This is a genomic window from Mesorhizobium sp. M1D.F.Ca.ET.231.01.1.1, assembly GCF_003999155.2.
GTDB lineage: Bacteria > Pseudomonadota > Alphaproteobacteria > Rhizobiales > Rhizobiaceae > Mesorhizobium.
On the sequence record NZ_RZOZ02000004.1, the window covers coordinates 319,972 to 346,175 of the forward strand.

Genomic DNA, 26,204 nt, shown 5'->3' on the forward strand with positions numbered 1-26,204 from the left:
CGGAAAAATAACCGACAGGGTGTGGATCACATGAAACGTATCGTTCTCGGCCTCCTGGCCGCTACCGCAGTGGTTCTTCCGGCTTTCGCCGCGGATGTCCAGCCGGCCATCCTCTACGATCTCGGCGGCAAGTTCGACAAATCCTTCAACGAGGCCGCCTATCACGGCGCCGAGAAGTTCAAGGCCGAAACCGGCGTCGCTTACGTCGAATTCGAAGTCTCCAACGCCTCGCAGCGCGAGCAGGCGCTGCGCCGTTTCGCCGAGGACGGCCGCAACCCGATCGTGATGGCCGGCTTTGCCTGGGAGGATGCGCTCAAGAAGGTGGCGGCCGAATATACCGACCTCAACTTCGCCATCATCGACGATGCCGTCGACCTGCCCAATGTCCGCTCGCTGGTATTCAAGGAGAACGAAGGTTCCTACCTCGTCGGCATCCTGGCGGCGATGGCTTCGAAGTCGAAGAAGGTCGGCTTCGTCGGCGGCATGGACATCCCGCTGATCCGCAAGTTCGAATGCGGCTATGTCGGCGGCGCCAAGTCGGCCGGTGCGACAGACGTCATCCAGAACATGACCGGCGACACGCCGGCCGCCTGGAACGACCCGGCCAAGGGCGGCGAGATCGCCAAGACGCAGATCGATCAGGGCGCCGACGTGGTCTATGCCGCCGCCGGCGGCACCGGCGTCGGCGTGCTGCAGGCGGCGGCGGATGCCGGCAAGCTCGGCATCGGCGTCGATTCCAACCAGAACGGCCTGCAGCCCGGCAAGGTGCTGACCTCGATGTTGAAGCGCGTCGACGTTGCCGTCTACAACGCCTTCATGGACGGCAAGAACGGCACGTTCAAGGGCGGTGTCGAGAATCTCGGCCTCAAGGAAGGCGGCGTCGACTACGCCATGGACGACAACAACAAGGCGCTGGTGACCGACGAGATGAAGGCGGCGGTCGAAAAGGCCAAGGCCGACATCATCGCCGGCAAGGTCCAGGTGCACGACTACACCGCGGACAACAATTGCCCGTATTGATCGGCAGTTGAATCAAGGTTCATCGACCGCCGGGCCTTCGCCCGGCGGTTTCTTTTTTGGATGAACATCATGCAGCCGACAATCGAAGTCATGGCTGAAGGCGACGTCGAGGCCGTTGCAAGGCTGCGCCTCGCCGCCTTCTTCGAGGGCTCCGGCCGGACGCTCCAAGAGGATATCACCGCGCTGCGCGGATTGATCGCCGGCGACGGCTTCGAGGCGGCCTTCGTCGCCCGCTTCGGCGGCTCGCCCATCGGCAGTTGCCTGTTCGTCCGCAACGAGATCGACCCGGCGCATGATCTGACGCCTTGGCTCGCGGGACTGGTCGTTGACGAACATTACCGGGGTCGCGGTGTTGGCGCGGCGCTTTTGATGGCTGTTGAGGCCCATGCGGCGTCCGTCGGCGTGAGCAAGCTCTATCTCTACACCTGGCAGGCGCGACGCTTCTATGAAGCGCTCGGCTGGACCGCGCTCGAAGCGTTCGAGCAGGAGGGCGAGCCGATGGTGCTGATGGCGCGATCTTTATAGTGTGCCGGCGAGATAGCCCAGCGCGAACGCCGCAAGCAGCGCCATCGCGATGACAAATCCAAGCCGGCCGCCCAGGGAATGCAGGCCGACGCCATAGGGTTTGCGCTCGATCTTATTGATCACGACGGGCGGCGGCTTCGCCTCGCTCTCGCTTAATCCGGCAAGCCGCATCTGCGGCAGTTCGCCGAGGCGTTGCGCGACCAGCTTCCAGCGATTGTCCGCCGCTCCACCGGCGGACGCTCCGGTCGGATCCAGCGCACGCATGCGTTCGGCAAGCCGCAGCACCGCGTCGCGAAAGGCGGGATCGATCTGAAGGTCGCGCTCGGCACGCGCCCGCTCCCTTGCGTCCATCAGGCCGAAGACATAGTCGCCGGCCCTGGCGATCCGGTCTCCTTCACTGGCCATGACCGTTTTCCCCCATGGCTTGCTCACCCCAATGCCCGCTCACCAGTGCGGCGGCTTGGTCACCGGCACATCGGGAGCGGCCTGCTCCTCCAGCGCCAGGAACCGGTCGGTGAGGGCGGCAAGCTTGCGTTCCATGCGCTCGATCACCTTCCACTGCTCGGCGATCTGGCCGGACAGTTCCTCGATGGTCTTCTCCTGCTCGGCGGCACGGATTTCCAGCGTCGTCAGCCGATCGTCAGGCATGGTCATTCAAAACCCGATCTCTGTGAATGTGAAGCTCCCGGCCACCTTCGAAATTGACAAGCGCGCGGGGATTTGTCGAGAGTGAATGGCGTTCCGGCCAATTGGCACGGGCGGGGCATCATGCTAGGCATTTTGACCAAGCGATAAAAAAATAACGAGTGGGACAGGCTGCATGGCGCAAGCCGCAATCGAGCTCATAGGCATCAACAAGAGTTTTGGCGCCGTGCGTGCCAACCGCGACATCAACCTGGAAGTCGCGCGCGGCACCATCCACGGCATTGTCGGCGAGAACGGCGCCGGCAAGTCGACGCTGATGTCGATCCTCTACGGCTTCTACCAGGCCGACAGCGGCGAGATCCGCGTCGGCGGCAAGCCAGTGTCGATCAACACCTCCAACGACGCGATCGCGCTCGGCATCGGCATGGTGCACCAGCATTTCATGCTGGTCGACAATTTCACGGTGCTGGAAAACGTCATCCTCGGCGCCGAGAACGACGCGCTCCTGAAGAGCAGCATCGCCAAGGCGCGCTCCGAGCTCGAACGGCTGGAGCGCGAATACGGCCTCGAGGTCGATCCCGACGCCGTCATCGAGGAGTTGCCGGTCGGCCTGCAGCAGCGCGTCGAGATACTCAAGGCGCTCTATCGCGGCGCCGAGATCCTGATCCTCGACGAGCCGACCGGCGTCTTGACCCCGGCCGAGGCCGACCACCTGTTCCGCATCCTCAAGCAATTGAAGGAGCAGGGAAAAACGGTAGTGCTGATCACCCACAAGCTGCGCGAGATCATGGCCATCACCGACACCGTCTCGGTCATGCGCCAGGGCACCATGGTGGCCACCAGGGTGACGAAGGAGACCACCGTCGGCGAACTGGCCGAGCTGATGGTCGGCCGGCGCGTGCTCTTGCGGGTCGAGAAGGGCCAGTCGGAAGCCGGCGCGATAAAGCTCTCGGTCAAGAACCTGACGGTGAAGGACCAGCGCGGCGTCACCATGGTCGACAATGTCTCCTTCGACGTGCGCGGCGGCGAGATCGTCGGCATCGCCGGCGTGGCCGGCAACGGCCAGTCGGAGCTGCTCGAGGCGATCTCCGGCATAAGGCACGCCGTCTCGGGCGAGGTCATGCTGGAAGGCAAGCCGGTCGACCTGACCGGCAAGGCCGACCCGGGCGAATTGCGCGATCGCGGTCTCGCCCATGTGCCGGAGGACCGCCACCATGTCGGGCTGGTGCTCGCCTTCGAGGAGCACGAGAATTCGATTCTCGGCTATCACGACGACGAGCGCTATCTGAAGGGACCGCTCCTCAACGTCGATGCCATCATGGCCGACGCAAAGGACAAGATCGAGAAATACGACATCCGTCCCGGCAATCCGCGGCTGAAGACCGCCAATTTCTCCGGCGGCAACCAGCAGAAGATCGTGCTGGCCAGGGAGATGGAGCAGGATCCCGGCGTGCTGATCGTCGGCCAGCCGACGCGCGGCGTCGATGTCGGCGCCATCGAATTCATCCACAAACGGCTGATCGCCATGCGCGACCAGGGCAAGGCGGTGCTGGTGGTGTCGGTCGAGCTCGACGAGATCCGTTCGCTGTCGGACCGCATCCTGGTGATGTTCGCCGGCCGCATCGTCGGCGAGCGCGGGCCGGACGCGACGGAAGGCGAGCTCGGCCTGCTGATGGCCGGGGTCGAGCACCAGGAGGCCGCCGAATGAGCACGCCTTACGCCAAGCTGCCGGCCTGGGCCGACTATGGGCTGATCCCGCTGATCAATCTGTCGGTCGCCTTCATCGTCGCCGGCTTCGTCGTCATGCTGGTCGGCGAAAATCCATTCCGCGCCGCCGTCATCCTGGTCGAAGGCGCTTTCGGCAAGGGCACCGGCATCGCCTTCACCTTGTTCTACGCCACGACCTTCATCTTCACCGGGCTGTCGGTGGCGGTGGCGGCGCATTGCAGCCTGTTCAACATCGGCACCGAGGGCCAGGCTTATATCGGTGGCCTCGGCATCGCGCTCGTCTGCCTCAGCTTCGACAGCGTGCTGCCCTGGTGGGCGATCTTTCCGATGGCGATCGTCGCGGCGGCGGCGTTCGGCGCGCTCTGGGGCTTCATTCCCGCCTATCTGCAGGCCAAGCGCGGCTCGCACATCGTCATCACCACCATCATGTTCAACTTCATCGCCGCCTCGGTGATGGTCTATCTGCTGGTCGGTCCGTTGAAGCCGGCAGGATCGCAGGCGCCGCAAACGCGCAATTTCCTTGCCGGCGCGGAATTGCCGAAGCTCAACTGGATGCTCGAATTGTTCGGCGCCAAGATCCGCTCGGCGCCGCTCAACATCTGCTTCCTGCTGGCGCTGGTCATGGCGTTCCTGGTCTGGCTGCTGATCTGGCGCACCAGGCTCGGCTACGAGATGCGCACTTACGGCCACAGCCCGAAAGCCGCGCGCTATGCCGGCATTTCGGAAACCCGCATCATCCTCACTGCGATGATGATCTCGGGCGCGCTGGCCGGCATGATGGCGCTCAACCCGGTGATGGGCGACCAGCACAATGTCGCGATCGATTTCGTCTCGGGCGCCGGCTATGTCGGCATCGCGGTGGCGCTGATGGGCAGGCTGCATCCGGTCGGCATCGTTCTGGCGGCGATCCTGTTCGGCATGCTCTACCAGGGCGGCGCCGAGCTTGCCTTCGAGATGCCGGCGATCAGCCGCGACATGATCGTCATCATTCAAGGGCTGGTCATCCTCTTCGCCGGCGCGCTGGAGCACATGTTCAGGCCCTATATCCAGGCGCTGTTCGCCTCGATCAGCCCGAAATCGGTCGGCATGCAGGCGGTCAACGGGAAGGGGGCCTGAGATGGACGTCTTCAACGCGACCGTCCAGGTTCTGGATTCCACCGTCCGCCTGTCGGTGCCGCTGCTGCTTGCCTGCCTCGCCGGCCTCTATTCCGAGCGGGCCGGCATCTTCGACATCGGTCTCGAAGGCAAGATGCTGGTCGGCGCCTTCGCCGGCGCCGCGGCAGCTTCCGTCTTCCATTCCGCCTTGATCGGCCTCGGCATGGCCATCCTGATCTCGGTCGCCTTCGCCATGGTGCATGGCTTCGCTTCGATCACGCATCGCGGCAACCAGATCGTCTCCGGCGTCGCCATCAACTTCGTCGCCGCCGGCTCGACCATCATCCTCGGCCAGGCCTGGTTCCAGCAGGGTGGCCGTACGCCGGCGCTGCAGCCGGGCGAACGCTTCGAGGCGATCATCTGGCCCGGCGCCGAAGCCGTGCGCGACGTGCCGATCCTCGGGCCGATCTATGCCGAGCTGATCTCCGGCCACTCGATCCTGGTCTATTTCGCCTTCGCCATGGTGCCGTTCACCTGGTGGGCGCTGTTCCGCACCCGCTTCGGCCTCAGGATGCGCGCCGTGGGCGAGAACCCGGCCGCCGTCGACACCGCCGGCATCTCGGTCGCCTGGCTGCGCTACCGGGCGCTGATCTGCACCGGCATCCTCACCGGCGTCGCCGGCGCGTATCTCTCCATGGTGCAGAATGGCGGCTTCGTGAAGGACATGACCGCGGGCAAGGGCTATATCGCACTTGCCGCGCTGATCTTCGCCAAATGGAAGCCGGTCAACGCCATGTTCGCCTGCCTGCTGTTCGGCTTCCTCGACGCGGCGGCGATCCGGCTGCAAGGCTCGCCGCTGCCCATCATAGGCAAGGTGCCGGTGCAGTTCATGCAGGCGCTGCCCTATGTGCTCACCGTCATCCTGCTCGCCGGCTTCATCGGCAAGGCGATCCCGCCGCGCGCCGGCGGCGTGCCTTACGTGAAGGAACGCTGAGGCCTGGACTGCATAAGGGTTCGGCAGCTTCGGCAACCGGCTTCTGAACAAGATCGTGGGAGAGAAGAAGCAAATGTCGCATGATCTGTTCGAAGCGGCGAAGACGGCGATGGCCAAGGCCTATGCGCCCTATTCCAAGTTTCCTGTAGGCGCGGCGCTGCGCACCGAGGACGGGCGCGTCTTTGCCGGCGCCAATATCGAGGTGGCGTCCTATCCCGAAGGCTGGTGCGCCGAGACCACCGCGCTCGGCCACTACATCATGGGCGGCGGCGGCCAGATCACCGAGATCGCGGTGATCGCCGAGCGCATGGCGAAATGCTCGCCCTGCGGCGGCTGCCGCCAGCGGCTGGCGGAGTTCTGCCGGCCCGAGACGAAGCTTTATCTCTGCGACGATGGCGGCGTGGTCGAGACCGTCACCATGGGCGACATGCTGCCTTACGGCTTCAGGGGCGATATCTTGAAATGAAGGAAGCGCTGGATCATCTGGTCGAGAAACTGGACGGGCTGGCCCCGACCGCGGCGCTTGTTCTGGGCTCCGGCCTCGGCGGGCTGGTCGACCAGGTCGAGGATAAGAGGCGCATCTCCTATGCCGAGTTGCCGGGCTTCCCGCGCAGCGGCGTCTCCGGCCATGCCGGCGAGGTCGTTGCCGGGCATTTCGCCGGCACGCCGGTTCTGATGCTGTCCGGCCGCGCCCATTACTACGAGCACGGCAACGCCGCCGCGATGCGCCCGGCGCTGGAGGTGCTTGCCGGCATCGGCATCTCGCATCTGATCCTCACCAACGCCGCCGGCTCGGTCGACCCCGGGATGGGGCCGGGCTCGGTGATGATGATCACCGACCACATCAATTTCTCCGGCTCCAATCCGCTGATCGGCGAGCCGAGCGACCGCCGCTTCGTCGGCCTCACGGAGGCCTATGACGCCGGCCTGCGCAAGGCGATCGAGGCGGCGGCGAAGGCAACCGGCACCGCGCTTCACAAGGGCGTTTACATGTGGTTCTCGGGACCATGTTTCGAGACGCCGGCCGAGATCCGCATGGCGCGCGTCATGGGCGCCAACGCGGTCGGCATGTCGACCGTGCCGGAAGTCATCCTTGCCCGCTTCCTCGGCCTCAAGGTCGCCGCCTGCTCAGTCATCACCAACCTGGCGGCGGGCATGACCGGGGCGGAACTCTCGCACCAGGAAACCAAGGACATGGCGCCGGTCGGCGGCGCGCGGCTGGCGACGATCCTGCGGCGCGTCTTCGAGCAAGGCTTGCCGGAAAGCTGATGCTCCCCCAGGAAATCATCCGCCGCAAGCGCGACGGCCACAAGCTCTCGACGCCCGAGATTTCGGCCTTCATCGAGGGAATAACGGCCGGCACGCTCTCGGAGGGACAGATCGGCGCCTTCGCCATGGCCGTGTTCCTCAAAGGCATGAGCCGCGAGGAAGCGGTGGCGCTGACGATCGCCATGCGCGATTCCGGCGATGTGCTCGACTGGTCCGATCTGCCGGGCCCGGTCACCGACAAGCATTCGACGGGCGGCGTCGGCGACAATGTCTCGCTGATGCTGGCGCCGATCGTCGCCGCCTGCGGCGCCTATGTGCCGATGATATCCGGACGCGGCCTTGGCCATACCGGCGGCACGCTGGACAAGATGGACGCCATTCCCGGCTACACCAGCCAGCCGGATGTGGCGCGCCTGCGCAAGACGGTGCTCGAGACCGGCTTCGCCATCATCGGCCAGACCGCCGATCTGGCGCCGGCCGACCGCCGGCTCTACGCGATCCGCGACGTGACCGGCACGGTCGAGTCGGTGCCGCTGATCACGGCCTCGATCCTGTCGAAGAAGCTTGCGGCGGGCCTGGGCTCGCTGGTGCTCGACGTCAAGGTCGGCAACGGCGCCTTCATGGAGAAGTCGCGCGACGCGGTCGCGCTGGCGAACAGCCTGGTCGAGGTCGCCAACGGCGCGGGTCTCAAGGCCTCGGCGCTGGTGACCGGCATGAACGAGCCGCTCGCCTCGGCCGCCGGCAATGCGGTCGAGGTGAAGAACGCGGTCGACTTCCTGACCGGCCGGTTCCGCGACCGGCGGCTGGAGGACGTCACGCTGGCGCTCGCCGCAGAGATGCTGCAATCGGCCGGAATCGTCTCGTCCAACCAGGACGGGATCAGGCGCGCCGCCGAGACGCTGGCCGGCGGCCGCGCGGCGGCGGTCTTCGCGCGCATGGTGACGGCGCTCGGCGGCCCCGCCGACTTCGTCGAGAATGCGGAAAAATATCTTCCCAAAGCGGCGGTGGAGTTGGCGGTTCAAGCGGCCGACGACGGCTTCGTCACCGGGATCGCGACGCGCGACATCGGGCTTGCCGTCGTTGGCCTCGGCGGCGGGCGCACCCGTCCGGACGACAGGATCGATCACGCCGTCGGGCTCACCAGGCTGTTGCCGGTCGGCGCCGAGGTGCGGGCGGGCGAGGCGCTGGCGCTGGTCCACGCGCGGACCGGAGCGGACGCCGAGGCTGCCGCCGCGACGGTGCGTTCCGCTTATACGGTCGGAGCCTCGAAGCCATCCGCCGAAAAGACCGTGCTCAGGCGGATCCTGCCTCTGTAATATCGCGCCTATTGGACGAGCAGCAGGGCGCCGTTCTCGACTTCGTATTTCTGCAGCCGCTGCAGGAAGCTCATGCCGATCAGATTGGTTTGCAGCGCCCGGTCGTCGAGCACCACCGCCTGGACGTTGTCGACGGAGATCTTGCCGATCTGCAGATGGTCGACCGTGACCACCGCGGCCTTGATGGCGCCGTTAGCCGTGTTCACCTGGTGGCTGAAGTCCGACTGGTTGAGCGAGATGCCGATCCGCCGCGCCGTCGAGGTGTTGATCGCAACCAGCGTCGCGCCGGTGTCGATCATGCCGTCGATCTGGCGGCCGTTGAACTTGAAGGCCGAGGTGAAATGGCCGCGCTGGTCGGCATTGACCAGCACCTGGCGGCCGAGCGGCAGCGGCGTCGCCGGCTTGGCTGGAACCGAAGCGAGATCGACGTCCGGCTGCGCCTGCGGGATCGCCGGCTTGGCGGCAACCGCCGGTCTCAGCAGGGTTTCGACCATCTGCGGGTTCGACTGATAGACGATCGGTATCGATGCCGAGCTTCCGACAAAGACGCCAAGGAGGAGAAGCTTGCGCAGCATGGATCGGCCTTCGTGAAGGCTCGATCCTTAAGCCGACATGGTGTTTTCAGCTTTAACGCGCGCCGGAACCACGGCGTTTCGTAAACGAGCGGTTAAGAAAAGCGCTCACTTGGTCCCGTACATGCGGTCGCCGGCGTCGCCGAGACCGGGCATGATGTAGCCCTTGTCGTTCAATTGGCGGTCGATCGAGGCGGTGAAGATCGGGACATCGGGATGCGCCTTGGTGAAGCGCTCGATGCCTTCGGGCGCCGCGAGCAGGCAGAGGAAGCGGATGTTGGTGGCGCCGCGGCCTTTCAGCTTGTCGATCGCCGCGATCGCCGAATTGGCGGTCGCAAGCATCGGGTCGACGACGATCACCAGACGGTCGGCGAGGTCGCTCGGCGCCTTGAAGAAATACTCGATCGCCTCCAGCGTCTCATGGTCGCGGTAAAGGCCGATATGGGCGACGCGCGCCGCCGGCACCAGATCGAGCAGGCCTTCGAGCAGGCCGTTGCCGGCACGCAGCACCGAGGCGAAGACCAGTTTCTTACCCTCCAGCGTCGGCGCTTCCATCTCCTCGATCGGGGTCTCGATGGTGGTGGTGGTCAGCTCGAGGTTGCGGGTGACCTCATAGCCGAGAAGGAGCGAGATCTCGCGCAGCAACCGCCGGAAGCCGGCGGTCGAGGTCTCCTTCTTGCGCATGATGGTCAGCTTGTGCTGGACGAGGGGGTGGTCGACGACGGTGACGCCCTGCATGATGTGCTCCGACTGGTTCGCAGTGGGTAGTGAATAGTGACTAGTGAATAGTGAGCCGATTTGCGAGTCCCTGACTGAGGGAAAGCGTCAGCCTTCAACCGCGCGATGCGCACACGGCCAAAATCGATCACTACTGACTACTCACTATTCCCTACTCACCGCGCCTTCACGTCCAACCGGCTCAGCAGCATCGCCTTGGTCTTCCGATCGACGAAGGCCGCCTCGATGGCCGTCCTGGTGACGGCGGCAAGCGCCTTGTCGTCCATCGCGAAATGCTCGGCGGCGATGTCGTATTCGCGCTTCAGCGAAGTCCAGAAATAGGGCGGGTCGTCGGAATTGAGCGTTACCTTGCAGCCGGCCGCGCGCAACGCCGGGAAAGGGTGGTCGGCGAAACTGCCGAACACTTTGAGCGCGATGTTGGAGCCGGGACAGCATTCCAGCACCACGCCCTCGGCGGCGATGCGGCGAACGAGGTCGGGATTCTCGATGGCGCGCACGCCATGGCCGATGCGCGACGGGCGGATGTGGTCGAGCGCTGCCTTGACGCTTTCCCAGCCAATCAGCTCGCCGGCATGGATGGTGATGCCGAGGCCCGCCTCGCGCGCGATCTCGAAAGCCCGCACATAGTCCTCGAAATCGCCGATGCGCTCGTCGCCGGCGACGCCGAAGCCGGTCACCAGCGGATGGCCGCAGCGCGCCGCGAAGCGCGCGGCCTGCTCGATCGCCTCGACGCCGACATGCCGCACACCGGTGACGATCATGCGCCCCTCGATGCCGGTCCTGGCCTTGGCGCGGGCCATGCCTTCGCCGAGAGCATCCGTATAGGCCTTGGGCGAGAGACCGGCCTTCCTGGCGTGATCCGGCGAGGTGAAGATCTCGGAATAGATGGCGCCGTCGCGGGCGAGGCTGGTGAGATAGTGGTCGGTCAGGCGGGCGTAGTCCTCCTCGCTGCGAAACAGGTCTGAGGCGAAGTCGTAGGCAGCGAGGAAGGAGGTGAAATCGTGCCAGACGAAGGAGCCGTCCTGGATATAGGGCGAAGGGTCCTTGCCGTATTTGCGGGCCTGGCTGACGACAAGGTCGGGCGCCGCTGCCCCTTCGATGTGGCAGTGCAATTCTGCTTTCAAAATCATGCGGCCATCCCGTGCGGTATCTTGTTCTCGCGCCGATTCCGGGCGGAAAAATCATGCGAGACTCTTCCCGAACCCGTCTCCAAGGCGCGGCCGAAAACCGCGCTTTGGACAATAGCGCCGGCCCCATCGATCGGCTATGGTCCCGCCGGTTTTATGGCGGATCAAAATAATGTCAGTTGAGAGAACCACGGCCGCGGGCGGCATGGAAACCTCCTATGGTTTCAGGAAGGTGGGCGCGGGCGACAAGCAGTCCCTCGTCAACGACGTCTTCCACAAGGTGGCCAATCGATACGACCTCATGAACGATCTGATGTCGGGCGGGTTGCACCGGCTGTGGAAGGACGCGATGATCGCGTGGCTCAATCCTCCCAAAAAGGCGGGCTGGAAGGTGCTCGACGTCGCCGGCGGCACGGGCGACATCGCCTTCCGCATGATTGAGGCAAGCCACCGCCACGCGCATGCCACGGTGCTCGACATCAACGGCTCGATGCTCGAAGTCGGCCGTGACAGGGCCGAGAAGAAAAACCTCTCGGAAAACACCGATTTCGTCGAGGCCAATGCCGAGGCGCTGCCGTTCGAGGACGGCATTTTCGACGCCTATACGATCGCGTTCGGCATCCGCAACGTGCCGCGCATCGATGTCGCGCTGAGCGAGGCCTTTCGCGTGCTGAAGCGCGGCGGGCGCTTGCTGTGCCTCGAATTCTCCGAGGTCGACATGCCGTTGCTCGACAAGGCCTATGAGGCCTGGTCGTTCAACGCCATCCCCAAAATCGGCAAGGCGGTGACAGGCGACGGCGAACCCTATTCCTACCTGGTGGAATCGATCCGCAAATTCCCCAACCAGCAGAATTTCGCTTCCATGATCACCCGCGCGGGCTTCGATCGCGTCACTTTCCGCAACTATTCCGGCGGCATCGCGGCACTTCATTCGGGCTGGAAGCTTTGAGGCCGCAAACCTTGAAGCAGGACGCCTTGAAGCAGGGCGGGCGATGACCAGCGTCGGCGCCGCCTTCCGGCTCGCCAGGGCGGGCTGGGTGCTGGTCCGCGAGGGCGTCGTCGCGGCGCTGCCCGGCGAAGAGCTCTCCGGCATGCCGAAGCTCGGCTGGCGGCTGGCGCGCGTGCTCACCCGCCGCCGCGCCAGGCGCCACCAGCGCGGCGACCGGCTGGCGCAGGCGGTGGTGCGGCTGGGGCCATCCTACGTCAAGCTCGGTCAGTTCCTGGCGACAAGGCCCGATGTCGTCGGCAACGACATGGCGCTCGATCTCGCCCTGCTGCAGGACAAGATGCACACCTTCCCGAAAGCGGAGGCGATCGCGGCGATCGAGGCCTCGCTCGGGCGCAGGATCGGCGACCTTTATGCGAGCTTCGGCGAGCCCGTGGCCGCCGCCTCGATCGCGCAGGTGCACAGCGCCGAAGTCGTTCGTGAAGGGATAGTGTCGCGGGTGGCGGTGAAGGTGATCCGCCCCGGCGTGCGCCGCCACTTCTTCCACGACCTCGAGAGCTATTTCCTCGCCGCCCGCCTGCAGGAGAAATACATTCCCTCCTCGCGCCGCCTGCGGCCGATCGAGGTGACCCAGACGCTGGCGCAGACCACCAAGGTCGAGATGGACATGCGGCTCGAGGCGGCTGCGTTTTCCGAGCTCGCCGAAAACACCAAGGACGATCCGGGGTTCCGCGTGCCGGCGGTCGACTGGGAGCGGACCGGCCGCGACGTGATTACCATGGAGTGGATCGACGGCGTCAAGATGAACGATCTGGCCGGCCTTGCCGCCGCCGGCTACGATCTCAAGGCGATCGCCGCCAACCTCATCCAATCGTTCCTCAGGCATACGCTGCGCGACGGCTTCTTCCATGCCGACATGCATCCGGGCAATCTGTTCGTCGAGGCGAACGGCACTATCGTCGCGGTCGATCTCGGCATCGCCGGCAGGCTTGCCAGGAAAGAGCGGCGTTTCCTGGCCGAGATCCTCTATGGCTTCATCGTGCGCGACTATCACCGCGTCGCCGAGGTGCATTTCGAGGCCGGCTACGTGCCGCGCCAGCACAATGTCTCGGCCTTCGCGCAGGCAATCCGCGCCATCGGCGAGCCGATCCACGGCCAGTCGGCCGAGACCATCTCGATGGCGAAGCTGTTGACGCTGCTGTTCGAGGTCACCGAGCTTTTCGACATGGCGACGCGGCCGGAACTGATCCTGCTGCAGAAGACCATGGTGGTGGTCGAGGGCGTCGCCCGCACGCTCGATCCGGCCTTCAACATGTGGAAGACGTCGGAGCCGGTGGTCAGCGACTGGATCGCCAGCAATCTCGGCCCGCGCGGCATGCTCACCGATGCGCGCGACGCCGGCAAGGCACTGTTGGCGCTGGCCAGGCAGGCGCCGGACATTGCGGCCCGCACCGAGCGGCTGTCGCGCGAAATCGACCTGATGGCCGAACATGGCCTGCGCTTCGACGAGGCGACGGCGCGCGCCATCGGCAAGGCCGAGGCGCGCCACACCCGCTCCGGCCGCCTGGCGCTCTGGCTCATCGCGCTGACGCTGGCTTATATCGCCTGGCGGATTTTCTGACCGCCATCCGCCTTGCCGCAGCCTGATTGCATTGCTATCATTGCTAGCGACGGTTTGAGGTGGGCGCAATCAGATGGCCAGCATCACGATCCGCAACCTCGACGATGAGGTCAAGGACCTGCTGCGACAACTGGCGGCCGAAAATGGCTGCTCGATGGAGGAGCAGGCGCGGGCGATGATCCGGGCGGCGGTTGAAGGCCGGGCAGGACAGGCCGACCGCATCGACCAGATCGAGAAGACGCTGCGTGCGCTGACCGAGCCCGGCCAGCAAACAACGCCCGCCTCTGCCGAATCCAGCAGGCTGGGAACTCGCGGAACGCTTTCTGCTAAGCGCATCCTGCTCATCATCGGCGGCGGTATCGCCGCCTACAAGGCGCTCGACCTGATCCGGCGCCTGCGTGAACGCGGCGCGTCCGTTCGAGTGGTGATGACGGCCGCGGCGCAGGAATTCGTCACCGCGCTCTCGGTCGGGGCGCTTTCGGCCGACCACGTGTTCACCGAGCTGTTCGACCGCCATGACGAGCACGATGTCGGCCATATAAGGCTATCGCGCGAGGCCGACCTTCTGGTCGTGGCGCCGGCCACCGCCGACCTGATGGCGAAGCTTGCCAACGGCCATGCCAACGACCTTGCCTCGACGGTGCTTCTGGCGACCGACAAGAGGGTGCTGATGGCGCCGGCGATGAATCCGAAAATGTGGTCGCACCCGGCGACGCGCCGCAACCGGGCCACCCTGCAGAAGGACGGCGTCGCCTTCGTCGGTCCGGCAAGGGGCGAGATGGCGGAGAGCAACGAGGCCGGCGAGGGTCGCATGGCCGAGCCGCTGGAAATCGTGGCCGCGATCGAGGCGATGCTCGACGAGAACCCGAAGCCGCTCGCCGGCCGCAGGATCATCGTCACCTCGGGGCCGACGCATGAGCCGATCGACCCGGTGCGCTACATAGCCAACCGCTCGTCCGGCAAGCAGGGCCATGCGATCGCGGCCGCGCTGGCGAAGCTCGGCGCCGATGTCCGGCTGGTGTCCGGTCCGGTCAGTATCGCCGATCCGGCCGGGGTCACGACGACGCATGTCGAAACCGCGGCCGAGATGAAGGAGGCGGTCGAGCGCCTTTTGCCGGCGGATGCGGCGGTGTTCGTCGCCGCGGTCGCCGACTGGCGCGCGGCCAGTGCCGCCGGCGAGAAGATCAAGAAGGTGGCGGGCGAGGGACCGCCTTCACTCAAGATGGTCGAGAATCCCGACATTCTCGCGGGAGTCGGCCATCACATCAAGCCGCCGGGCCTCGTCGTCGGCTTCGCCGCCGAGACGCAGGACCTCATCGGCAATGCCGAGGCCAAGCTGAAGAAAAAGGGCGCCGATCTCATCGTCGCCAACGACGTCTCGCATGAGAGCGGCATCGGCCCGTCCGGCGTGATGGGCGGCGATCGCAACAGGGTGCGCATCGTTTCCAAGTCCGGCGTCGAGGAATGGCCGGAGATGGGCAAGGACGAGGTGGCGGCGCGGCTCGCCGCTTTGATCGCCGAGCGGCTGAAAACGATCGTGGTTTAGCTGGTTGCCTCCCGAGGCCGCATGGCCGGAACGGCAATCCTGAGAGCAGCGACACAGCCCAGGATGCCAAGCGGCACGAAGGCGAGGAACAGCCAGCCGGCGACGCCCGCGGCCGCCTCACGATTGAGGCCTTCCGAAAAGCCACTGGCGTTGGCGACAATGCCGGCAAGCGCTGCGCCCACCGCGTAGCCGATGCGCTGCATGGTCGGCACGGCGGCCGACGCGATCGTCTGCTCGCCTTCCCGGGCCGAGGCGACAATGACGCGCGTCAGGAACGGCCAGCAAACCCCGAAGCCGCCCCCTTGCAGCAGGGCGCAGAACAGGATCAGCGGGATCGAGCCTGCCGGTATGGTGTAGGCGAAGCCGGCAAGACCCGAGGCGATCATCAGCGCGCCGACGACGATGATCAGCCGCTCGCGTTCGAGCGGCGCGTTGGCGATCAGGATCGACAGGATCGACCAGGCGATGGATTCGGCGGCGATGATGTAGCCGGTGGTCAGGATCGGAATGCCGTGCAGCGTGGTCAGAAGCAGCGGCCCGTAGATGGTGAAGGTGCAGGTGGCGACCGAGAAGGCCGCGACCATGGTCATGCCCGAGCCAAGCGGCGAGCGCCATGAGAACAAGGGAGACGGGAAGAGGCGCGAGCGCGGCCAGAGGGCATCGATGCGGAAGAACAGGGCCAGGCCGGCCAGGCCGAGGAGGAGCAGCAGCGACGAGCGCAACAGGGCGATGTCGATGCCGGCGGCTGCGATCAGCATCACGCTGATGGCGAGACAGGCGAGCGCCGGATAGGGGAAGGGCGGCGCCGTGCGGCTGCCCGCCCGCGGCTTCGTCGCCTCGGGGGTGTTCAGCACGATGAAGCTTGCCAGCGCCATCGCCGCGCCGCCGAAGGTGAAGAACCCGAAAGCCCAGCGCCACGACAGGAACTCGGTCATGAGCGCGCCGAGCATCGGTCCGCTGAAGGCGGCGACGCCCCAGATCGCCGACATGATGCCGAAGAGCTGCGGCCAGATGGTGCTGGGAAACAGCCGCTCGACCGAGACGAAGGCCAGCGACACAAGTGCGCCGCCGCCGAGGCCCTTGACCAGACGCCCGGCGAGGAACAGCGGCATCGAGGGGGCCGTGGCGCAGATCAGCGCGCCAGTCGCGTAGAGCAGGGCGGCGACCATCGTGTTGGAGCGCAGCGCGACATAGCTGACCAGCCTGCCGGCCGCGGCGCCGGCGACAATGGCGCCAAGCTCGTAGATCGCCAGCGACCAGCCGACCAGCTGCACGCCGGCCAGCTCGCCGACCATGGCCGGCATGATGGTCGCCACCATCGTCTCGTTGGTGGCATGCAGCAGGATGCCCAGGCTGACGAAGCAGAAGCGCGCCAGGTCGCCGCTCGCCCACAGCGCCTGCCAATCCACCTTGTTTACGCCCGCCTTATTGCCGCCTGCTGCCGTCACGCCGATCTCCTGCCTTTTTCCGCAGCCTCACCCGCTTTTCGAATGAAGCGCCAGATCCAGTTCGGCTGGGCTTGTAGAACCTCAAGGGCGGTTGAGCTCAAGAGACTTTTTCAGCGCTATCGCGATTGGGCAGAGCCACGAATTCACACAGGCGGTCAGCGCCAAAAGGATGCGGCCCGGAACGAGTGTCCCGGGCCGCATCCGTTCCAATCAAAACGACTGATTGAAAGGCTTCACTTGTAGGAGTGGACGAGATCCAGCGAGGCCACCGCGACGGCCAGATTGACGCCGGTCTGCGCCTGGACGCTCAGCGGCTCCAGCATGAAGGCGCCGTTCAGGCCGCCAACCAGGAGGTTGGCGCCGCCGCCGGTCACGACGCTGGCCTCGGCGTTGACGCCGTAATAGCTGCCGGCGAGGTCGCCCGCGTCATGGCTGCGCGTGCCGGCAAGCACCGCCCAGACGAGCTGGCCCTGATGCGTCTGGCCGACATCGACGCCGAGCTTGGAGATCATGCCCGTGTAGAGCTCGGACGGACCGTGATGGTAGGGGCGGAAAACGCAGGACACGCCCTTGTTGGAGGTGATGACGTAACCGACGCCACCGTCGATGGTGCAGTCGAGCGTGCCGAGCCGGAGCGTGCCGGCGCTGACGGGGGAGGCGAGGACCGTGGTGGCCAGCGCCGCGGCACAAACAAGCTTCTTGATCATCGGGAAGGTCCCTTTCGCAAAATTCGAAAACTAGCCCCGATTTAACGGTCGAGGTGCGTGGAGCGTTCCGCCGAAAACTTGGCGCGAGAATGGCAAGCCTTGGCGCATTGCCGTTGGCGGTTAACGGATCGCTATCGGTGTCTCAATACCGCAACACTGCCACCATCGCCGGCGACGAGCAGGCGTGCGGCACCCGGAGCGCTCACATTAAACGGCTTCAGGCGTTCGGGCGACCTGCGCTGGCTGGCGCCGGCATCCCGTCAGCCGGCGTTGCCGCCGGTGCGCGACAGGCCGTCCTTGGCCGGCTGGTAGTTCGGGTCGAGGTGGATCGCTTCGCGGTAGGACTTGGCGGCCCTTGCCTTGTCGCCGCGCCGCTCGTAGATCAGCGCCTGGTTGGCCCAGGCCTCGGCATTCTTGCCGTCGAGCTTGATGGCCATGTTGAAATCGCTGAAGGCGTTGTCCTCGTCGCCCGTCGCCAGGTAGGAGAGGCCGCGGCCGTTGTAGGGCTCTGCGGCGTCCGGCGCGAGCGAGATCGCGGTCGAGAAATCCTCGATGGCGAACTTATGCTGCCCCTGGCTCTGATAGATCAGGCCGCGGTTGTGGTAGGCGCGGGCGTCGGTGGTGTCGAGCTGGATCGCCTTCTGGAAATCGTTGAAGGCATCCTGGGTGCGGCCCGCCTTGCGATAGAGATTGCCGCGGCCGATATAGGCGGCATCGTAATTGGCGTTGATCTGGATCGACTTGTTGTAGTCGGCGAGGGCTGCTTCCTGGTTGCCGAGGAAGCGCTGGATGAGCGCGCGGTTCGAATAGGCCTGGTAGAAGCTCGGGTTGAGCTGGATGGCGGTATCGAAGTCCTTCAGCGCGGCCTGGTACTGGCCGCCGCGGCCATAGGCCGAACCGCGCACATTGTAGCCCTCGGGATCCTGCGGGTTGCGCTGGATCACCGCCGACAGAGAGGAGATGTTCTCGCTTGAGCCCTGCGCCTTGTCGATGTTGTTGAACTCACCCGTCGGGGTCGTCTGGCATGCTGCAAGAGCCAGGCCCGAAAGCAGGGCCGCCGTCAGGGCGAAGCCGCGAAAAGCGGTTCTGCGCTCCACGGAAATTGCGTTCATCTTTGTCCTCACTGCCGGGGCGCCGTCAGTCCGTTCCCTCTCCGAACCGGCTCGAATGCATAAACAAAAGGGTGGCGGCGATTCCGCATCGCGCCACCCTCGGTATCCTTCGAAAAGGACGAAAAATTGGCGTTATGAGCGCGGCGAGCGCGATGCGCCGGCAGCACCAGCCGGAGCCGGGCGCGGGGTCATCGGCAGCAGGCCTTCGCGCTGAGCGCGCTTGCGGGCCAGCTTGCGGGCGCGGCGCACGGCTTCCGCCTTCTCGCGGGCGCGCTTCTCGGACGGCTTCTCGTAGTGACCGCGCATCTTCATTTCGCGGAAGATACCTTCGCGCTGCATCTTCTTCTTCAGCGCGCGAAGCGCCTGATCAACGTTGTTGTCGCGGACGAGTACCTGCACGTGCAATCCTGTCTTCGGGTTTGAAATCAACAGGCTAACGACCATAGCCGTTATGCCTCCGCGGCGGGTTGCACCGCGAATTGTGGCGGCTGATAGCAGAATCAAGCCGTCCTGTCCACCGTTGATTGCAGGAAACCGCGATCGGAAGCCGGATCGCTGGGTCTCGCCTGCTCGGGCTTAAGCCGTCGCCAGATGCAGGCGGGCGAAATCCTCAAAGAATTCGCCATAGTCGCAGGTGATTTCCTCGCCGGCGGCGATATCACGGATGGCCGTGGCGCCGCCATACTGCGAAAAATCCGTGTTCGGCCGCTCGGAATGGTTCATGAAGCGGCCATTGTCGACCTCATAGACCATGAAACCGGGCTTGTCCGGGCTCGGATAGGCGTAGCGGTCGAGCAGTTCGCGCAGATGGGGCGGCGCCGCCTCGTATTTCTCCGTCGGGATCAGCCGGTCGAAATCGGGGTCGAGCCGCCAGATCGAGGCGCCCTTCCTGATCGGCTCGGCGGCGAAAACGCCGACGCCTTCGATGGCGCTCTGGGCGACATAGGTTCTGATCAGCAGCATGGTTCCCGTCCGTGTTCGACGGGAAAACCAAAATCGTCAAATCGAACCCGAAAGCAAGGTCGTGGCGAAAGATTTCACCGGATTAGCGTGTTTCCCGTTTGCGAGACGGATCACGTCCGGTTGATCGAGACGCCACCATCGGCAAACAGCGCCGTGCCGGTCGTGAAGCTCGAGGCGTCGGAGGCAAGATAGAGCGCCGAGCGGGCGATTTCTTCCGGCCGGGCCATGCGCTTCAGCGCGTGGATGCCCTCGACGAAGGCGCGGGCCTCTGGCGTGGTGGTCGTGGCGCCAGGCGTGTCGGTGCCACCGGGCAGCAGCGCGTTGACGCGCAGTCCCTTCGGACCGTACTCGGCCGCCAGCACCTGCGTCAGCCCGATCAGGCCCGCCTTGGCCGCGGCATAGGCCGCCATGCCCGGCATGCCGGCGGTGTAGCCGACGAAGCTCGAGGTGAAGATCAGCGAGCCGCCGCCGCGCTTAAGCATTGCCGGTATCTGGTGACGGGCGGCGAGGTAGGCGCTGGTCAGGTTGGTGTCCATCGTCTCCTTCCAGCTCGCCGGCGCCATCTCGGGAATCGGCGCCATCAGGCCGACGGCGCCGGCATTGTTGAAGGCGATGTCGAGGCCGCCGAACCTCTCGACGGCGAGCTCGACCAGGACCTTCGCATGGGCTTCGTCCCTGACGTCGCCGGCAAGCGCTGCCGCCGTGCCGCCGGCCTCTTGGATTTCGCCGACGAGCGCGTCGAGCTCAGCCTGGCGACGCGCCGCGACGACGAGGCTGGCGCCCTGCTCGGCGAAAAGCCTGGCGGTGGCGTGGCCAATGCCGGAGCTGGCGCCGGTGACGATGGCGACCTTGTCGGTGAGTGCGAACATAACTCTATTATCCTTCCTCTGTGCCGGGCTTGCCGGCGGTCGGATGCTTGGTCGCAAATCGGCATTTCGGCAGCCACCCGAAAGCTGCCTTGCCGATCGGCTTGCGCGATGTCAGGCAGGCGCGCCATGCCGCCACGGCGCAAAACGGCAAGCGCCGTCGCAAACAGCGCAAGGATGGCGGCGCAGTTTCGCTAGTGATACTCCTCGCGCGCCGAGGCGGGGATGCCCGGCCGCAAATCCGCGATTTTTGGCGCGAGGCTACAACGTGAAGAAATACTCGGTATTCGCCATTGCCCGCGAGGCGATGCGCGGCCACAAGGGCTGGGAAGAGCAGTGGACCTCGCCCGAGCCGAAGAAGGAATACGACGTCATCATCGTCGGCGCCGGCGGCCATGGCCTGGCCACCGCCTACTATCTGGCGACCGAGCACGGCATCACCAATGTCGCGGTGCTGGAGAAAGGCTGGCTCGGCGGCGGCAACACCGGCCGCAACACCACCATCATCCGCTCCAACTATCTCTATGACGAGAGCGCCGGCATCTACGACCATGCGCTGAAGCTGTGGGACGGGCTCAGCCAGGAGCTCAACTACAACGTCATGTATTCGGCGCGCGGCGTCATGATGCTCGCGCACAATGTTCACGACGTCCAGGTGTTCAAGCGCCACATCCACGCCAACCGGCTCAACGGCATCGACAATGAATGGCTGACGCCGGAACAGGCGAAGGAATTCTGTCCGCCGCTCAACATCGCCAGGGAGGCGCGCTATCCGGTGATGGGCGCGGCCTTGCAGCGGCGCGGAGGCACGGCGCGCCACGACGCGGTCGCCTGGGGCTATGCGCGCGGCGCCTCGGCGCGCGGCGTGCACATCATCCAGAATTGCGAGGTCACCGGCATCAAGCGCGCGGCCAACGGCGCGATCGCCGGCGTCGAGACGACGCGCGGCTTCATCGGCGCCAAAAAGGTCGGCGTGGTTGCAGCCGGTCATTCGTCGGTGATCATGGACATGGCCGGGGTGCGCATGCCGCTCGAAAGCTATCCGCTGCAGGCGCTGGTGTCGGAGCCGGTCAAGCCGGTGGTGCCTTGCGTGATCATGTCGAACACGGTGCACGCCTATATCTCGCAGTCTGACAAGGGCGAGCTGGTCATCGGCGCCGGCACCGACCAGTATATCTCCTATTCACAGACCGGCGGCCTGCACATATTGCAGCACACGCTCGATGCCATCTGCGAGATGTTCCCGATCTTCACGCGCATGAAGATGCTGCGCTCCTGGGGCGGCATCGTCGACGTGACGCCCGACCGCTCGCCGATCCTGGCGAAGACGCCAGTCAAGGGCCTCTATGTCAATTGCGGCTGGGGCACGGGCGGCTTCAAGGCGACGCCCGGCTCGGGCAACGTCTTTGCCCACACCATCGCCAGGGACGATCCGCACCCGATCAACGCGCCCTTCACGCTCGAGCGCTTCCGCACCGGACGTCTCATCGACGAGGCGGCGGCGGCGGCGGTGGCGCACTGATGATGGCCGAGATGGCTGTCGCCATGCCGCTGGTGCTTGCCGGCGAGCAGGGGCTTTTTCACATACCCTCGCCCCGCGAGGTGCGGCTCCAGGCGATCAGCCGGGCCGATCACGAGGCGGATTGGCCGTTCTCGGTCGATGACGGCACGCTCACCTGCGTCTGGAGCGGCGGCCGCAAGGTGGTGATGTTCTTCGAGAGCCGGCCGAAGAGCCTGCCAGAGGGCGAGCCCTTTCATCCGCGCGGCGTCATCGTCACCACCGACCCGATGCAGCTCACGCTCGGCAACATGGCGAACCGCGCATTGTTCAAACCCTCGGCCAATGTCGAGGAACGCATGCGGCTCGTGACGCCCTTCGCGGCGCTCGGCCAAAGGCTTTGCGATCAACCGGCCGGCGCCCGTGTCGGCCATGGCGAATTGTAGGATCAACCAGATGCTTCTCATCCGCTGCCCCTATTGCGAGGAAGAGCGCCCGGAACTCGAGTTCCGCAATGCCGGCGAGGCGCATATCGCGCGCTCGACCAACATCGCCGGCGAGAGCGACGACGATTTCGAGAAATTCTTCTTCATCCGCTCGAACCCGAAGGGCGTCATCTATGAGCGCTGGCGGCACATCCATGGTTGCGCGCGCTTTTTCAACGCCGTGCGCGACACCGTCACCGACAGGTTCGTCATGACCTACAAGGCCGGCGAGCCGAAGCCCGCGAAGCTGCCTGGAGCCTCGAAATGAACGCCGCCTTCCGCATTCCCGGCGCCGGGCGCCTCAGCCAGGCGAAGACCGCGTCGTTCAGCTTCGACGACAAGTCCTATGCCGGCATCGAGGGCGACACGCTCGCCTCGGCGTTGCTCGCCAACGGCGTGCATCTGGTCGGCCGGTCCTTCAAGTATCACCGGCCGCGCGGTTTCCTGTCGGCCGGCGCGGAAGAGCCCAACGCGCTGGTGCAGATCGTGCGCGACGACGCGCGCAAGACGCCGAATGTGCGGGCGACCGTGCAGGAGCTCTACGACGGGCTGACGGCGCATTCGCAAAACCGCTGGCCCTCGCTCGCCTTCGACGTCGGCGCGGTCAACGACATCGCCTCGCCGCTATTTTCGGCCGGCTTCTACTACAAGACCTTCATGTGGCCGAAGTCGGCCTGGAAGAATCTCTACGAGCCGAAGATCCGCGCGGCGGCCGGCCTTGGCGTTTCGCCGGACCGGCCGGACCCCGACCACTATGCCGCGCGTTACGCGCATTGCGAGGTGCTGGTGCTGGGCGGCGGTGTCGCCGGCATTGCCTCAGCGCTTGCCGCCGCCGAAACCGGTGTCAGGGTGATCCTCGCCGACGAGCAGGCGGAGTTCGGCGGCAGCCTGCGCTTCGAAAGCGGCGCCAGAATCGACGGCGAGAACGGTTTTGCCTGGGCCCAGGCTGCGGTCGCGAGGCTCAAGGCGATGGACAATGTCCGGGTGCTGCCGCGCACCACTGCTTTCGGGTACTACGCGCAGAACTTCGTCGGGCTGGTCGAGCGGGTCAGCGATCATCTCAGATCCCCTGGCCGCGAGCTGGCGCGCGAGCGCCTGTGGCAGGTCCGCGCCGGGCGCGTCGTGCTGGCGACCGGCGCCATCGAGCGCCACATGGTGTTCGCCGACAACGACCGGCCGGGCATCATGCTCGCCTCGGCGGCGCGCACCTATCTCAACCACTATGGCGTCGCGGTCGGCAGGAATGTCGGCGTCTATACGGCGAACGACTCGGCTTACGCGGCCGCGATCGACCTGAAGAAGGCGGGCGTCAATGTCGCGGCCATCGTCGACCTGCGCGACAACCCGTCGGGGCCGGTGATCGACGAGGCGAGAGCGCTCGGCATCGAGATCAATTTCGGCCGCGCGGTGGTTCGCGCCGGCGGCAAGCTGCGCGTCTCCTCGATGACCGTGCAGCCGAAGATCGGTGGCGGCGAGCGCACCATTCCCGTCGACGCAATCCTGATGTCGGCCGGCTGGACGCCGTCGGTGCATCTTTTCTCGCAGTCGCGCGGCAAGGTCGCCTTCAACGAGGAAACGCGGCGCTTCGTGCCGGGAACCTATGCGCAGGACTGCGTCTCGGTCGGCGCCTGCAACGGAACCGACGGGCTCGACGCGACGGTCGACGAGGCCTATGCGGCGGGCGCCAAGGCGGCGAAGGAGGCCGGCGGCAAGGATTCCAGCGTCAAGGCCGGCAAGGGCGCCAAGCCGAAGGTCGATGCCGGCGAGAGCTGGTCGCGCGGCATGCTGGGCGCGGCGCCCGGCGCCGGTCCGGACACGACGGTCAAGGCCTTCGTCGATTTCCAGAACGACGTCACCGCCAAGGACATCCGCCAGGCGGTGCATGAGGGCATGCATTCGATCGAGCACGTCAAGCGCTTCACCACCAACGGCATGGCGACCGACCAGGGTAAGACCTCGAACATGCACGGCCTGGCGATCGCGGCCGAGACGCTCGGCAAGCCGATCCCGCAGGTCGGTCTCACCACGTTCCGCGCGCCCTATACGCCGGTCACCTTCGGCTCGATCGTCGGGCACGCGCGCGGCGCCTTGTTCGATCCGACCCGGCGGACGTCCACCCATGGCTGGGCCGCGGCGCACGGTGCCGTGTTCGAGGATGTCGGCCAGTGGAAGCGCGCCTGGTATTTCCCCAAGGCCGGCGAGGACATGCACGCCGCCGTCAACCGCGAATGCGTGACGGTTCGCAAGTCGGCCGGCCTGTTCGACGCTTCGACGCTCGGCAAGATCGAGGTGGTCGGGCCGGACGCGGCGAAGTTCATGGAGCTGCTCTACACCAACCCGTGGGAGAAGCTGGAGCCCGGCCGCTGCCGCTACGGCATCATGCTGCGCGAGGACGGCTTCATCTATGACGACGGCGTCGTCGGCCGGCTGGCGCCGGACCGCTTCCATGTGACGACGACCACCGGCGGCGCGCCGCGCGTCATGCACCATATGGAGGACTACCTCCAGACCGAATTCCCGCATCTCAACGTCTGGCTGACCTCGATCACCGAGCAATGGGCGGTGATCGCGGTGCAGGGGCCGAGCGCGCGGAAAATTATCGAACCCTTGGTCGAAGGCATCGACATGTCGGACGAAGCGCTGCCGCATATGTCGGTGCGCGAGGGCAAGATCTGCGGCGTGCCGACCAGGCTCTTCCGCATGTCCTTCACCGGCGAGCGCGGCTTCGAGGTCAACGTGCCGGCCGACTACGGCGAGGCCGTCTGGGAGGCGCTGTGGGCCGAAGGCCAGAAGCATGGCGCGACCGCCTACGGCACCGAAACGATGCACGTGCTGCGCGCCGAGAAGGGCTACATCATCGTCAGCCAGGACACCGACGGCACGGTGACGCCGAACGATGCCGGGCTCGACTGGGCGGTCGGCAAGAAGAAGACCGACTTCGTCGGCATCCGCGGCATGGCGCGTGCGGACCTCGTCGCCAAGGGCCGCAAGCAGCTCGTCGGCTTGAAGACGAAGGACCCGAAGGCGGTGCTGGAAGAGGGCGCGCAGATCGTCGAGGATCCGAAACAGGCGATCCCGATGAAGATGATCGGCCACGTCACCTCAAGCTACTGGTCGGAGAACTGCGGGCGCTCGATCGCGCTGGCGCTGGTCGCCGGCGGCCGCGACAAGATGGGCAAGACGCTCTACGTGCCGATGCCGAACGGCACGATCGAGGTGGAGGTCACCGGCATGGTGTTCGTCGACGAGAAGGGAGAACGCCTCAATGGCTAAGGCTGCCGCTACGACAAAAGCCGCCGAAACCTCGGCCGAGCGGCGTCCTGCGCTTGCCGGCCGCGCGCTGTCGGCACCGGACGTCAAGGTCGAGATCCTGCCGCCGGCCGAACGCATCTCGCTGCGCGCGCCGGAGGCTTCGCTCGCCGCGCTCTCCAAGGCGCTCGGCGTGACGCTGCCGGCGAAGCCGAAGAGCTCGGCCGCGAAGGGCGGACGCACCGCCTTGTGGCTCGGACCGGACGAGTGGCTGGTCATCGACGAGGCCGGCAACGACCCGCTGGCCGATTGCGCGAAGGTCTCGGCGCTGCATTCGGCGGTCGGCATCTCGCATCGCAACGTCGCCATCTCGGTCACCGGGCCGGCGGCCGCCGTGACGGTCAATTCCGGCTGCCCGCAAGACCTGTCGCTCGAAGCATTCCCGGTCGGGGCGGCGTCGCGCACCATTCTCGGCAAGTCCGAGATCGTGCTGCTGCGCACCGCGGCGGATGCGTTCCGGGTGGAGTGCTGGCGTTCCTTCTCGGACTATGTCTTTACTTTGCTGTCGGAAGCGGCAGGCGACGCGGCGAACTGATTTTCCCGCCCGCCGTTAACCGGAGGCGGCGTCGCAGGAACCATCGCCGATCCATCGCCGTTGTTTGCGACTAGAACGGTTAACTGTTTCATGGAAACGCCGGACCGCTCTATCTCTTTGTTTTCACGCAATTCCGGAC

The 26,204-nt window shown here is 65.8% G+C and carries 27 protein-coding genes; 16 read left to right on the forward strand and 11 right to left on the reverse strand.

Translation table 11 applies throughout. The features are described 5' to 3' along the window. Positions 1 to 30 precede the first annotated feature (30 nt). Positions 31 to 1,020, forward strand: a complete 990-nt coding sequence (locus tag EN874_RS14135) for a BMP family ABC transporter substrate-binding protein (RefSeq protein WP_127425281.1) — start codon at positions 31 to 33, stop codon at positions 1,018 to 1,020. A gap of 69 nt (positions 1,021 to 1,089) precedes the next feature. After that, the gene (locus tag EN874_RS14140) at positions 1,090 to 1,545 is read left to right on the forward strand and encodes a GNAT family N-acetyltransferase (protein WP_127425282.1); all 456 of its coding nucleotides are present in this window, start codon (positions 1,090 to 1,092) and stop codon (positions 1,543 to 1,545) included. Here the strand turns inward: EN874_RS14140 and EN874_RS14145 are convergent. Together EN874_RS14145 and EN874_RS14150 are read right to left on the reverse strand one after the other, a co-directional pair. Beyond that, the gene (locus tag EN874_RS14145) at positions 1,540 to 1,950 is read right to left on the reverse strand and encodes a hypothetical protein (RefSeq protein ID WP_127425283.1); all 411 of its coding nucleotides are present in this window, start codon (positions 1,948 to 1,950) and stop codon (positions 1,540 to 1,542) included. The two genes, EN874_RS14140 and EN874_RS14145, sit on opposite strands and share 6 nt — an antisense overlap. Before the next feature lie 39 nt (positions 1,951 to 1,989). Next, the gene (locus EN874_RS14150; protein WP_127425284.1) at positions 1,990 to 2,199 is read right to left on the reverse strand and encodes a SlyX family protein; all 210 of its coding nucleotides are present in this window, start codon (positions 2,197 to 2,199) and stop codon (positions 1,990 to 1,992) included. A 166-nt stretch (positions 2,200 to 2,365) separates the two neighbouring features. On the opposite strand from EN874_RS14150, the gene EN874_RS14155 reads away from it, so the two are divergent. The 6 genes from EN874_RS14155 (at position 2,366) to deoA (ending at position 8,592) form a co-directional block, all read left to right on the forward strand. Then, positions 2,366 to 3,898: an ABC transporter ATP-binding protein gene (locus EN874_RS14155; RefSeq protein WP_127425285.1), complete on the forward strand. Its 1,533-nt coding sequence runs from the start codon at positions 2,366 to 2,368 to the stop codon at positions 3,896 to 3,898. Next, entirely contained in the window at positions 3,895 to 5,034 is a 1,140-nt protein-coding gene (locus EN874_RS14160; protein ID WP_126087719.1) for an ABC transporter permease, read from the forward strand. Before EN874_RS14155 ends, EN874_RS14160 begins: the two co-directional genes overlap by 4 nt. 1 nt (position 5,035) lies before the next feature. Then, entirely contained in the window at positions 5,036 to 6,007 is a 972-nt protein-coding gene (locus EN874_RS14165) for an ABC transporter permease (protein ID WP_127425286.1), read from the forward strand. A gap of 73 nt (positions 6,008 to 6,080) precedes the next feature. Continuing rightward, positions 6,081 to 6,473, forward strand: coding sequence for a cytidine deaminase (gene cdd / locus EN874_RS14170; protein ID WP_127425287.1), 393 nt, complete (start codon positions 6,081 to 6,083; stop codon positions 6,471 to 6,473). Continuing rightward, positions 6,470 to 7,276, forward strand: a complete 807-nt coding sequence (locus EN874_RS14175) for a purine-nucleoside phosphorylase (protein WP_127425288.1) — start codon at positions 6,470 to 6,472, stop codon at positions 7,274 to 7,276. The genes cdd and EN874_RS14175 overlap by 4 nt, the downstream gene beginning before the upstream one ends. Then, positions 7,276 to 8,592, forward strand: a complete 1,317-nt coding sequence (deoA, locus tag EN874_RS14180) for a thymidine phosphorylase (protein ID WP_127425289.1) — start codon at positions 7,276 to 7,278, stop codon at positions 8,590 to 8,592. Before EN874_RS14175 ends, deoA begins: the two co-directional genes overlap by 1 nt. An 8-nt stretch (positions 8,593 to 8,600) precedes the next feature. Here the strand turns inward: deoA and EN874_RS14185 are convergent, their stop codons facing one another. The 3 genes from EN874_RS14185 to EN874_RS14195 form a co-directional block, all read right to left on the reverse strand. After that, a complete protein-coding gene (locus tag EN874_RS14185; protein WP_127425290.1) occupies positions 8,601 to 9,167 on the reverse strand; it encodes a TIGR02281 family clan AA aspartic protease in 567 nt (188 codons plus the stop codon). Positions 9,168 to 9,272: 105 nt separating this feature from the next. Continuing rightward, on the reverse strand, positions 9,273 to 9,902 hold the full coding sequence (upp, locus tag EN874_RS14190; RefSeq protein WP_067002624.1) for a uracil phosphoribosyltransferase: 630 nt from the start codon (positions 9,900 to 9,902) through the stop codon (positions 9,273 to 9,275). Positions 9,903 to 10,057: 155 nt separating this feature from the next. Then, positions 10,058 to 11,032, reverse strand: coding sequence for an adenosine deaminase (locus EN874_RS14195; protein ID WP_127425291.1), 975 nt, complete (start codon positions 11,030 to 11,032; stop codon positions 10,058 to 10,060). 169 nt (positions 11,033 to 11,201) lie between these two features. On the opposite strand from EN874_RS14195, the gene ubiE reads away from it, so the two are divergent. From ubiE to coaBC, 3 genes are all read left to right on the forward strand, one after another. Beyond that, complete coding sequence (ubiE, locus tag EN874_RS14200; RefSeq protein WP_127425292.1) at positions 11,202 to 11,978, forward strand: bifunctional demethylmenaquinone methyltransferase/2-methoxy-6-polyprenyl-1,4-benzoquinol methylase UbiE; 777 nt, start codon at positions 11,202 to 11,204, stop codon at positions 11,976 to 11,978. 43 nt (positions 11,979 to 12,021) lie between these two features. After that, the gene (gene ubiB, locus EN874_RS14205; protein WP_127425293.1) at positions 12,022 to 13,596 is read left to right on the forward strand and encodes a 2-polyprenylphenol 6-hydroxylase; all 1,575 of its coding nucleotides are present in this window, start codon (positions 12,022 to 12,024) and stop codon (positions 13,594 to 13,596) included. Positions 13,597 to 13,669: 73 nt separating this feature from the next. Then, positions 13,670 to 15,142 carry a bifunctional phosphopantothenoylcysteine decarboxylase/phosphopantothenate--cysteine ligase CoaBC gene (gene coaBC, locus EN874_RS14210; RefSeq protein ID WP_210235992.1) on the forward strand — a complete coding sequence of 491 codons (1,473 nt, stop codon included), beginning with the start codon at positions 13,670 to 13,672 and terminating at the stop codon, positions 15,140 to 15,142. Here coaBC and EN874_RS14215 read toward each other — a convergent pair. From EN874_RS14215 to EN874_RS14240, 6 genes are all read right to left on the reverse strand, one after another. Next, positions 15,139 to 16,590, reverse strand: coding sequence for an MFS transporter (locus EN874_RS14215; protein WP_127425294.1), 1,452 nt, complete (start codon positions 16,588 to 16,590; stop codon positions 15,139 to 15,141). The two genes, coaBC and EN874_RS14215, sit on opposite strands and share 4 nt — an antisense overlap. Positions 16,591 to 16,823: 233 nt before the next feature. Then, positions 16,824 to 17,297, reverse strand: coding sequence for a DUF992 domain-containing protein (locus EN874_RS14220; RefSeq protein ID WP_127425295.1), 474 nt, complete (start codon positions 17,295 to 17,297; stop codon positions 16,824 to 16,826). A 260-nt stretch (positions 17,298 to 17,557) separates the two neighbouring features. After that, positions 17,558 to 18,409 (reverse strand): tetratricopeptide repeat protein, encoded by an 852-nt coding sequence (locus EN874_RS14225; RefSeq protein WP_127425296.1) that lies wholly within the window; start codon positions 18,407 to 18,409, stop codon positions 17,558 to 17,560. A gap of 132 nt (positions 18,410 to 18,541) precedes the next feature. Continuing rightward, positions 18,542 to 18,808, reverse strand: a complete 267-nt coding sequence (rpsU, locus tag EN874_RS14230) for a 30S ribosomal protein S21 (RefSeq protein WP_027165252.1) — start codon at positions 18,806 to 18,808, stop codon at positions 18,542 to 18,544. A 177-nt stretch (positions 18,809 to 18,985) separates the two neighbouring features. Continuing rightward, positions 18,986 to 19,372, reverse strand: coding sequence for an SET domain-containing protein-lysine N-methyltransferase (locus tag EN874_RS14235; protein WP_126087731.1), 387 nt, complete (start codon positions 19,370 to 19,372; stop codon positions 18,986 to 18,988). A gap of 110 nt (positions 19,373 to 19,482) precedes the next feature. Beyond that, positions 19,483 to 20,241: an SDR family oxidoreductase gene (locus tag EN874_RS14240; protein WP_127425297.1), complete on the reverse strand. Its 759-nt coding sequence runs from the start codon at positions 20,239 to 20,241 to the stop codon at positions 19,483 to 19,485. 265 nt (positions 20,242 to 20,506) lie between these two features. On the opposite strand from EN874_RS14240, the gene EN874_RS14245 reads away from it, so the two are divergent. Genes EN874_RS14245 through EN874_RS14265 form a run of 5 tightly spaced genes read left to right on the forward strand, consistent with a single transcriptional unit; the run spans position 20,507 to position 26,065 of the window. Next, entirely contained in the window at positions 20,507 to 21,760 is a 1,254-nt protein-coding gene (locus EN874_RS14245) for a sarcosine oxidase subunit beta (protein WP_126087733.1), read from the forward strand. After that, complete coding sequence (locus tag EN874_RS14250; protein ID WP_127425298.1) at positions 21,760 to 22,182, forward strand: hypothetical protein; 423 nt, start codon at positions 21,760 to 21,762, stop codon at positions 22,180 to 22,182. The genes EN874_RS14245 and EN874_RS14250 overlap by 1 nt, the downstream gene beginning before the upstream one ends. Positions 22,183 to 22,192: 10 nt before the next feature. Next, entirely contained in the window at positions 22,193 to 22,489 is a 297-nt protein-coding gene (locus tag EN874_RS14255; protein WP_127425299.1) for a sarcosine oxidase subunit delta, read from the forward strand. After that, on the forward strand, positions 22,486 to 25,494 hold the full coding sequence (locus EN874_RS14260; protein ID WP_127425300.1) for a sarcosine oxidase subunit alpha: 3,009 nt from the start codon (positions 22,486 to 22,488) through the stop codon (positions 25,492 to 25,494). Before EN874_RS14255 ends, EN874_RS14260 begins: the two co-directional genes overlap by 4 nt. Then, positions 25,487 to 26,065 (forward strand): sarcosine oxidase subunit gamma, encoded by a 579-nt coding sequence (locus EN874_RS14265; protein WP_127425301.1) that lies wholly within the window; start codon positions 25,487 to 25,489, stop codon positions 26,063 to 26,065. The genes EN874_RS14260 and EN874_RS14265 overlap by 8 nt, the downstream gene beginning before the upstream one ends. Positions 26,066 to 26,204 lie beyond the last annotated feature (139 nt).

What these genes read in the sequence shown, in the direction of transcription:
- EN874_RS14150 (WP_127425284.1), bottom strand. Translation starts at nt 2,199, where the DNA reads ATGACCATGCCTGACGATCGGCTGACGACGCTGGAAATCCGTGCCGCC.
- EN874_RS14220 (WP_127425295.1), bottom strand. Translation starts at nt 17,297, where the DNA reads ATGATCAAGAAGCTTGTTTGTGCCGCGGCGCTGGCCACCACGGTCCTC.
- EN874_RS14195 (WP_127425291.1), bottom strand. Translation starts at nt 11,032, where the DNA reads ATGATTTTGAAAGCAGAATTGCACTGCCACATCGAAGGGGCAGCGGCG.
- EN874_RS14240 (WP_127425297.1), bottom strand. Translation starts at nt 20,241, where the DNA reads ATGTTCGCACTCACCGACAAGGTCGCCATCGTCACCGGCGCCAGCTCC.
- EN874_RS14255 (WP_127425299.1), top strand. Translation starts at nt 22,193, where the DNA reads ATGCTTCTCATCCGCTGCCCCTATTGCGAGGAAGAGCGCCCGGAACTC.
- EN874_RS14160 (WP_126087719.1), top strand. Translation starts at nt 3,895, where the DNA reads ATGAGCACGCCTTACGCCAAGCTGCCGGCCTGGGCCGACTATGGGCTG.
- EN874_RS14175 (WP_127425288.1), top strand. Translation starts at nt 6,470, where the DNA reads ATGAAGGAAGCGCTGGATCATCTGGTCGAGAAACTGGACGGGCTGGCC.
- EN874_RS14155 (WP_127425285.1), top strand. Translation starts at nt 2,366, where the DNA reads ATGGCGCAAGCCGCAATCGAGCTCATAGGCATCAACAAGAGTTTTGGC.
- EN874_RS14145 (WP_127425283.1), bottom strand. Translation starts at nt 1,950, where the DNA reads ATGGCCAGTGAAGGAGACCGGATCGCCAGGGCCGGCGACTATGTCTTC.
- EN874_RS14140 (WP_127425282.1), top strand. Translation starts at nt 1,090, where the DNA reads ATGCAGCCGACAATCGAAGTCATGGCTGAAGGCGACGTCGAGGCCGTT.
- EN874_RS14265 (WP_127425301.1), top strand. Translation starts at nt 25,487, where the DNA reads ATGGCTAAGGCTGCCGCTACGACAAAAGCCGCCGAAACCTCGGCCGAG.
- coaBC (WP_210235992.1), top strand. Translation starts at nt 13,670, where the DNA reads ATGGCCAGCATCACGATCCGCAACCTCGACGATGAGGTCAAGGACCTG.
- upp (WP_067002624.1), bottom strand. Translation starts at nt 9,902, where the DNA reads ATGCAGGGCGTCACCGTCGTCGACCACCCCCTCGTCCAGCACAAGCTG.
- EN874_RS14185 (WP_127425290.1), bottom strand. Translation starts at nt 9,167, where the DNA reads ATGCTGCGCAAGCTTCTCCTCCTTGGCGTCTTTGTCGGAAGCTCGGCA.
- deoA (WP_127425289.1), top strand. Translation starts at nt 7,276, where the DNA reads ATGCTCCCCCAGGAAATCATCCGCCGCAAGCGCGACGGCCACAAGCTC.
- EN874_RS14225 (WP_127425296.1), bottom strand. Translation starts at nt 18,409, where the DNA reads ATGAACGCAATTTCCGTGGAGCGCAGAACCGCTTTTCGCGGCTTCGCC.
- ubiE (WP_127425292.1), top strand. Translation starts at nt 11,202, where the DNA reads ATGTCAGTTGAGAGAACCACGGCCGCGGGCGGCATGGAAACCTCCTAT.
- EN874_RS14250 (WP_127425298.1), top strand. Translation starts at nt 21,760, where the DNA reads ATGATGGCCGAGATGGCTGTCGCCATGCCGCTGGTGCTTGCCGGCGAG.
- EN874_RS14135 (WP_127425281.1), top strand. Translation starts at nt 31, where the DNA reads ATGAAACGTATCGTTCTCGGCCTCCTGGCCGCTACCGCAGTGGTTCTT.
- cdd (WP_127425287.1), top strand. Translation starts at nt 6,081, where the DNA reads ATGTCGCATGATCTGTTCGAAGCGGCGAAGACGGCGATGGCCAAGGCC.
- ubiB (WP_127425293.1), top strand. Translation starts at nt 12,022, where the DNA reads ATGACCAGCGTCGGCGCCGCCTTCCGGCTCGCCAGGGCGGGCTGGGTG.
- EN874_RS14260 (WP_127425300.1), top strand. Translation starts at nt 22,486, where the DNA reads ATGAACGCCGCCTTCCGCATTCCCGGCGCCGGGCGCCTCAGCCAGGCG.
- EN874_RS14165 (WP_127425286.1), top strand. Translation starts at nt 5,036, where the DNA reads ATGGACGTCTTCAACGCGACCGTCCAGGTTCTGGATTCCACCGTCCGC.
- EN874_RS14235 (WP_126087731.1), bottom strand. Translation starts at nt 19,372, where the DNA reads ATGCTGCTGATCAGAACCTATGTCGCCCAGAGCGCCATCGAAGGCGTC.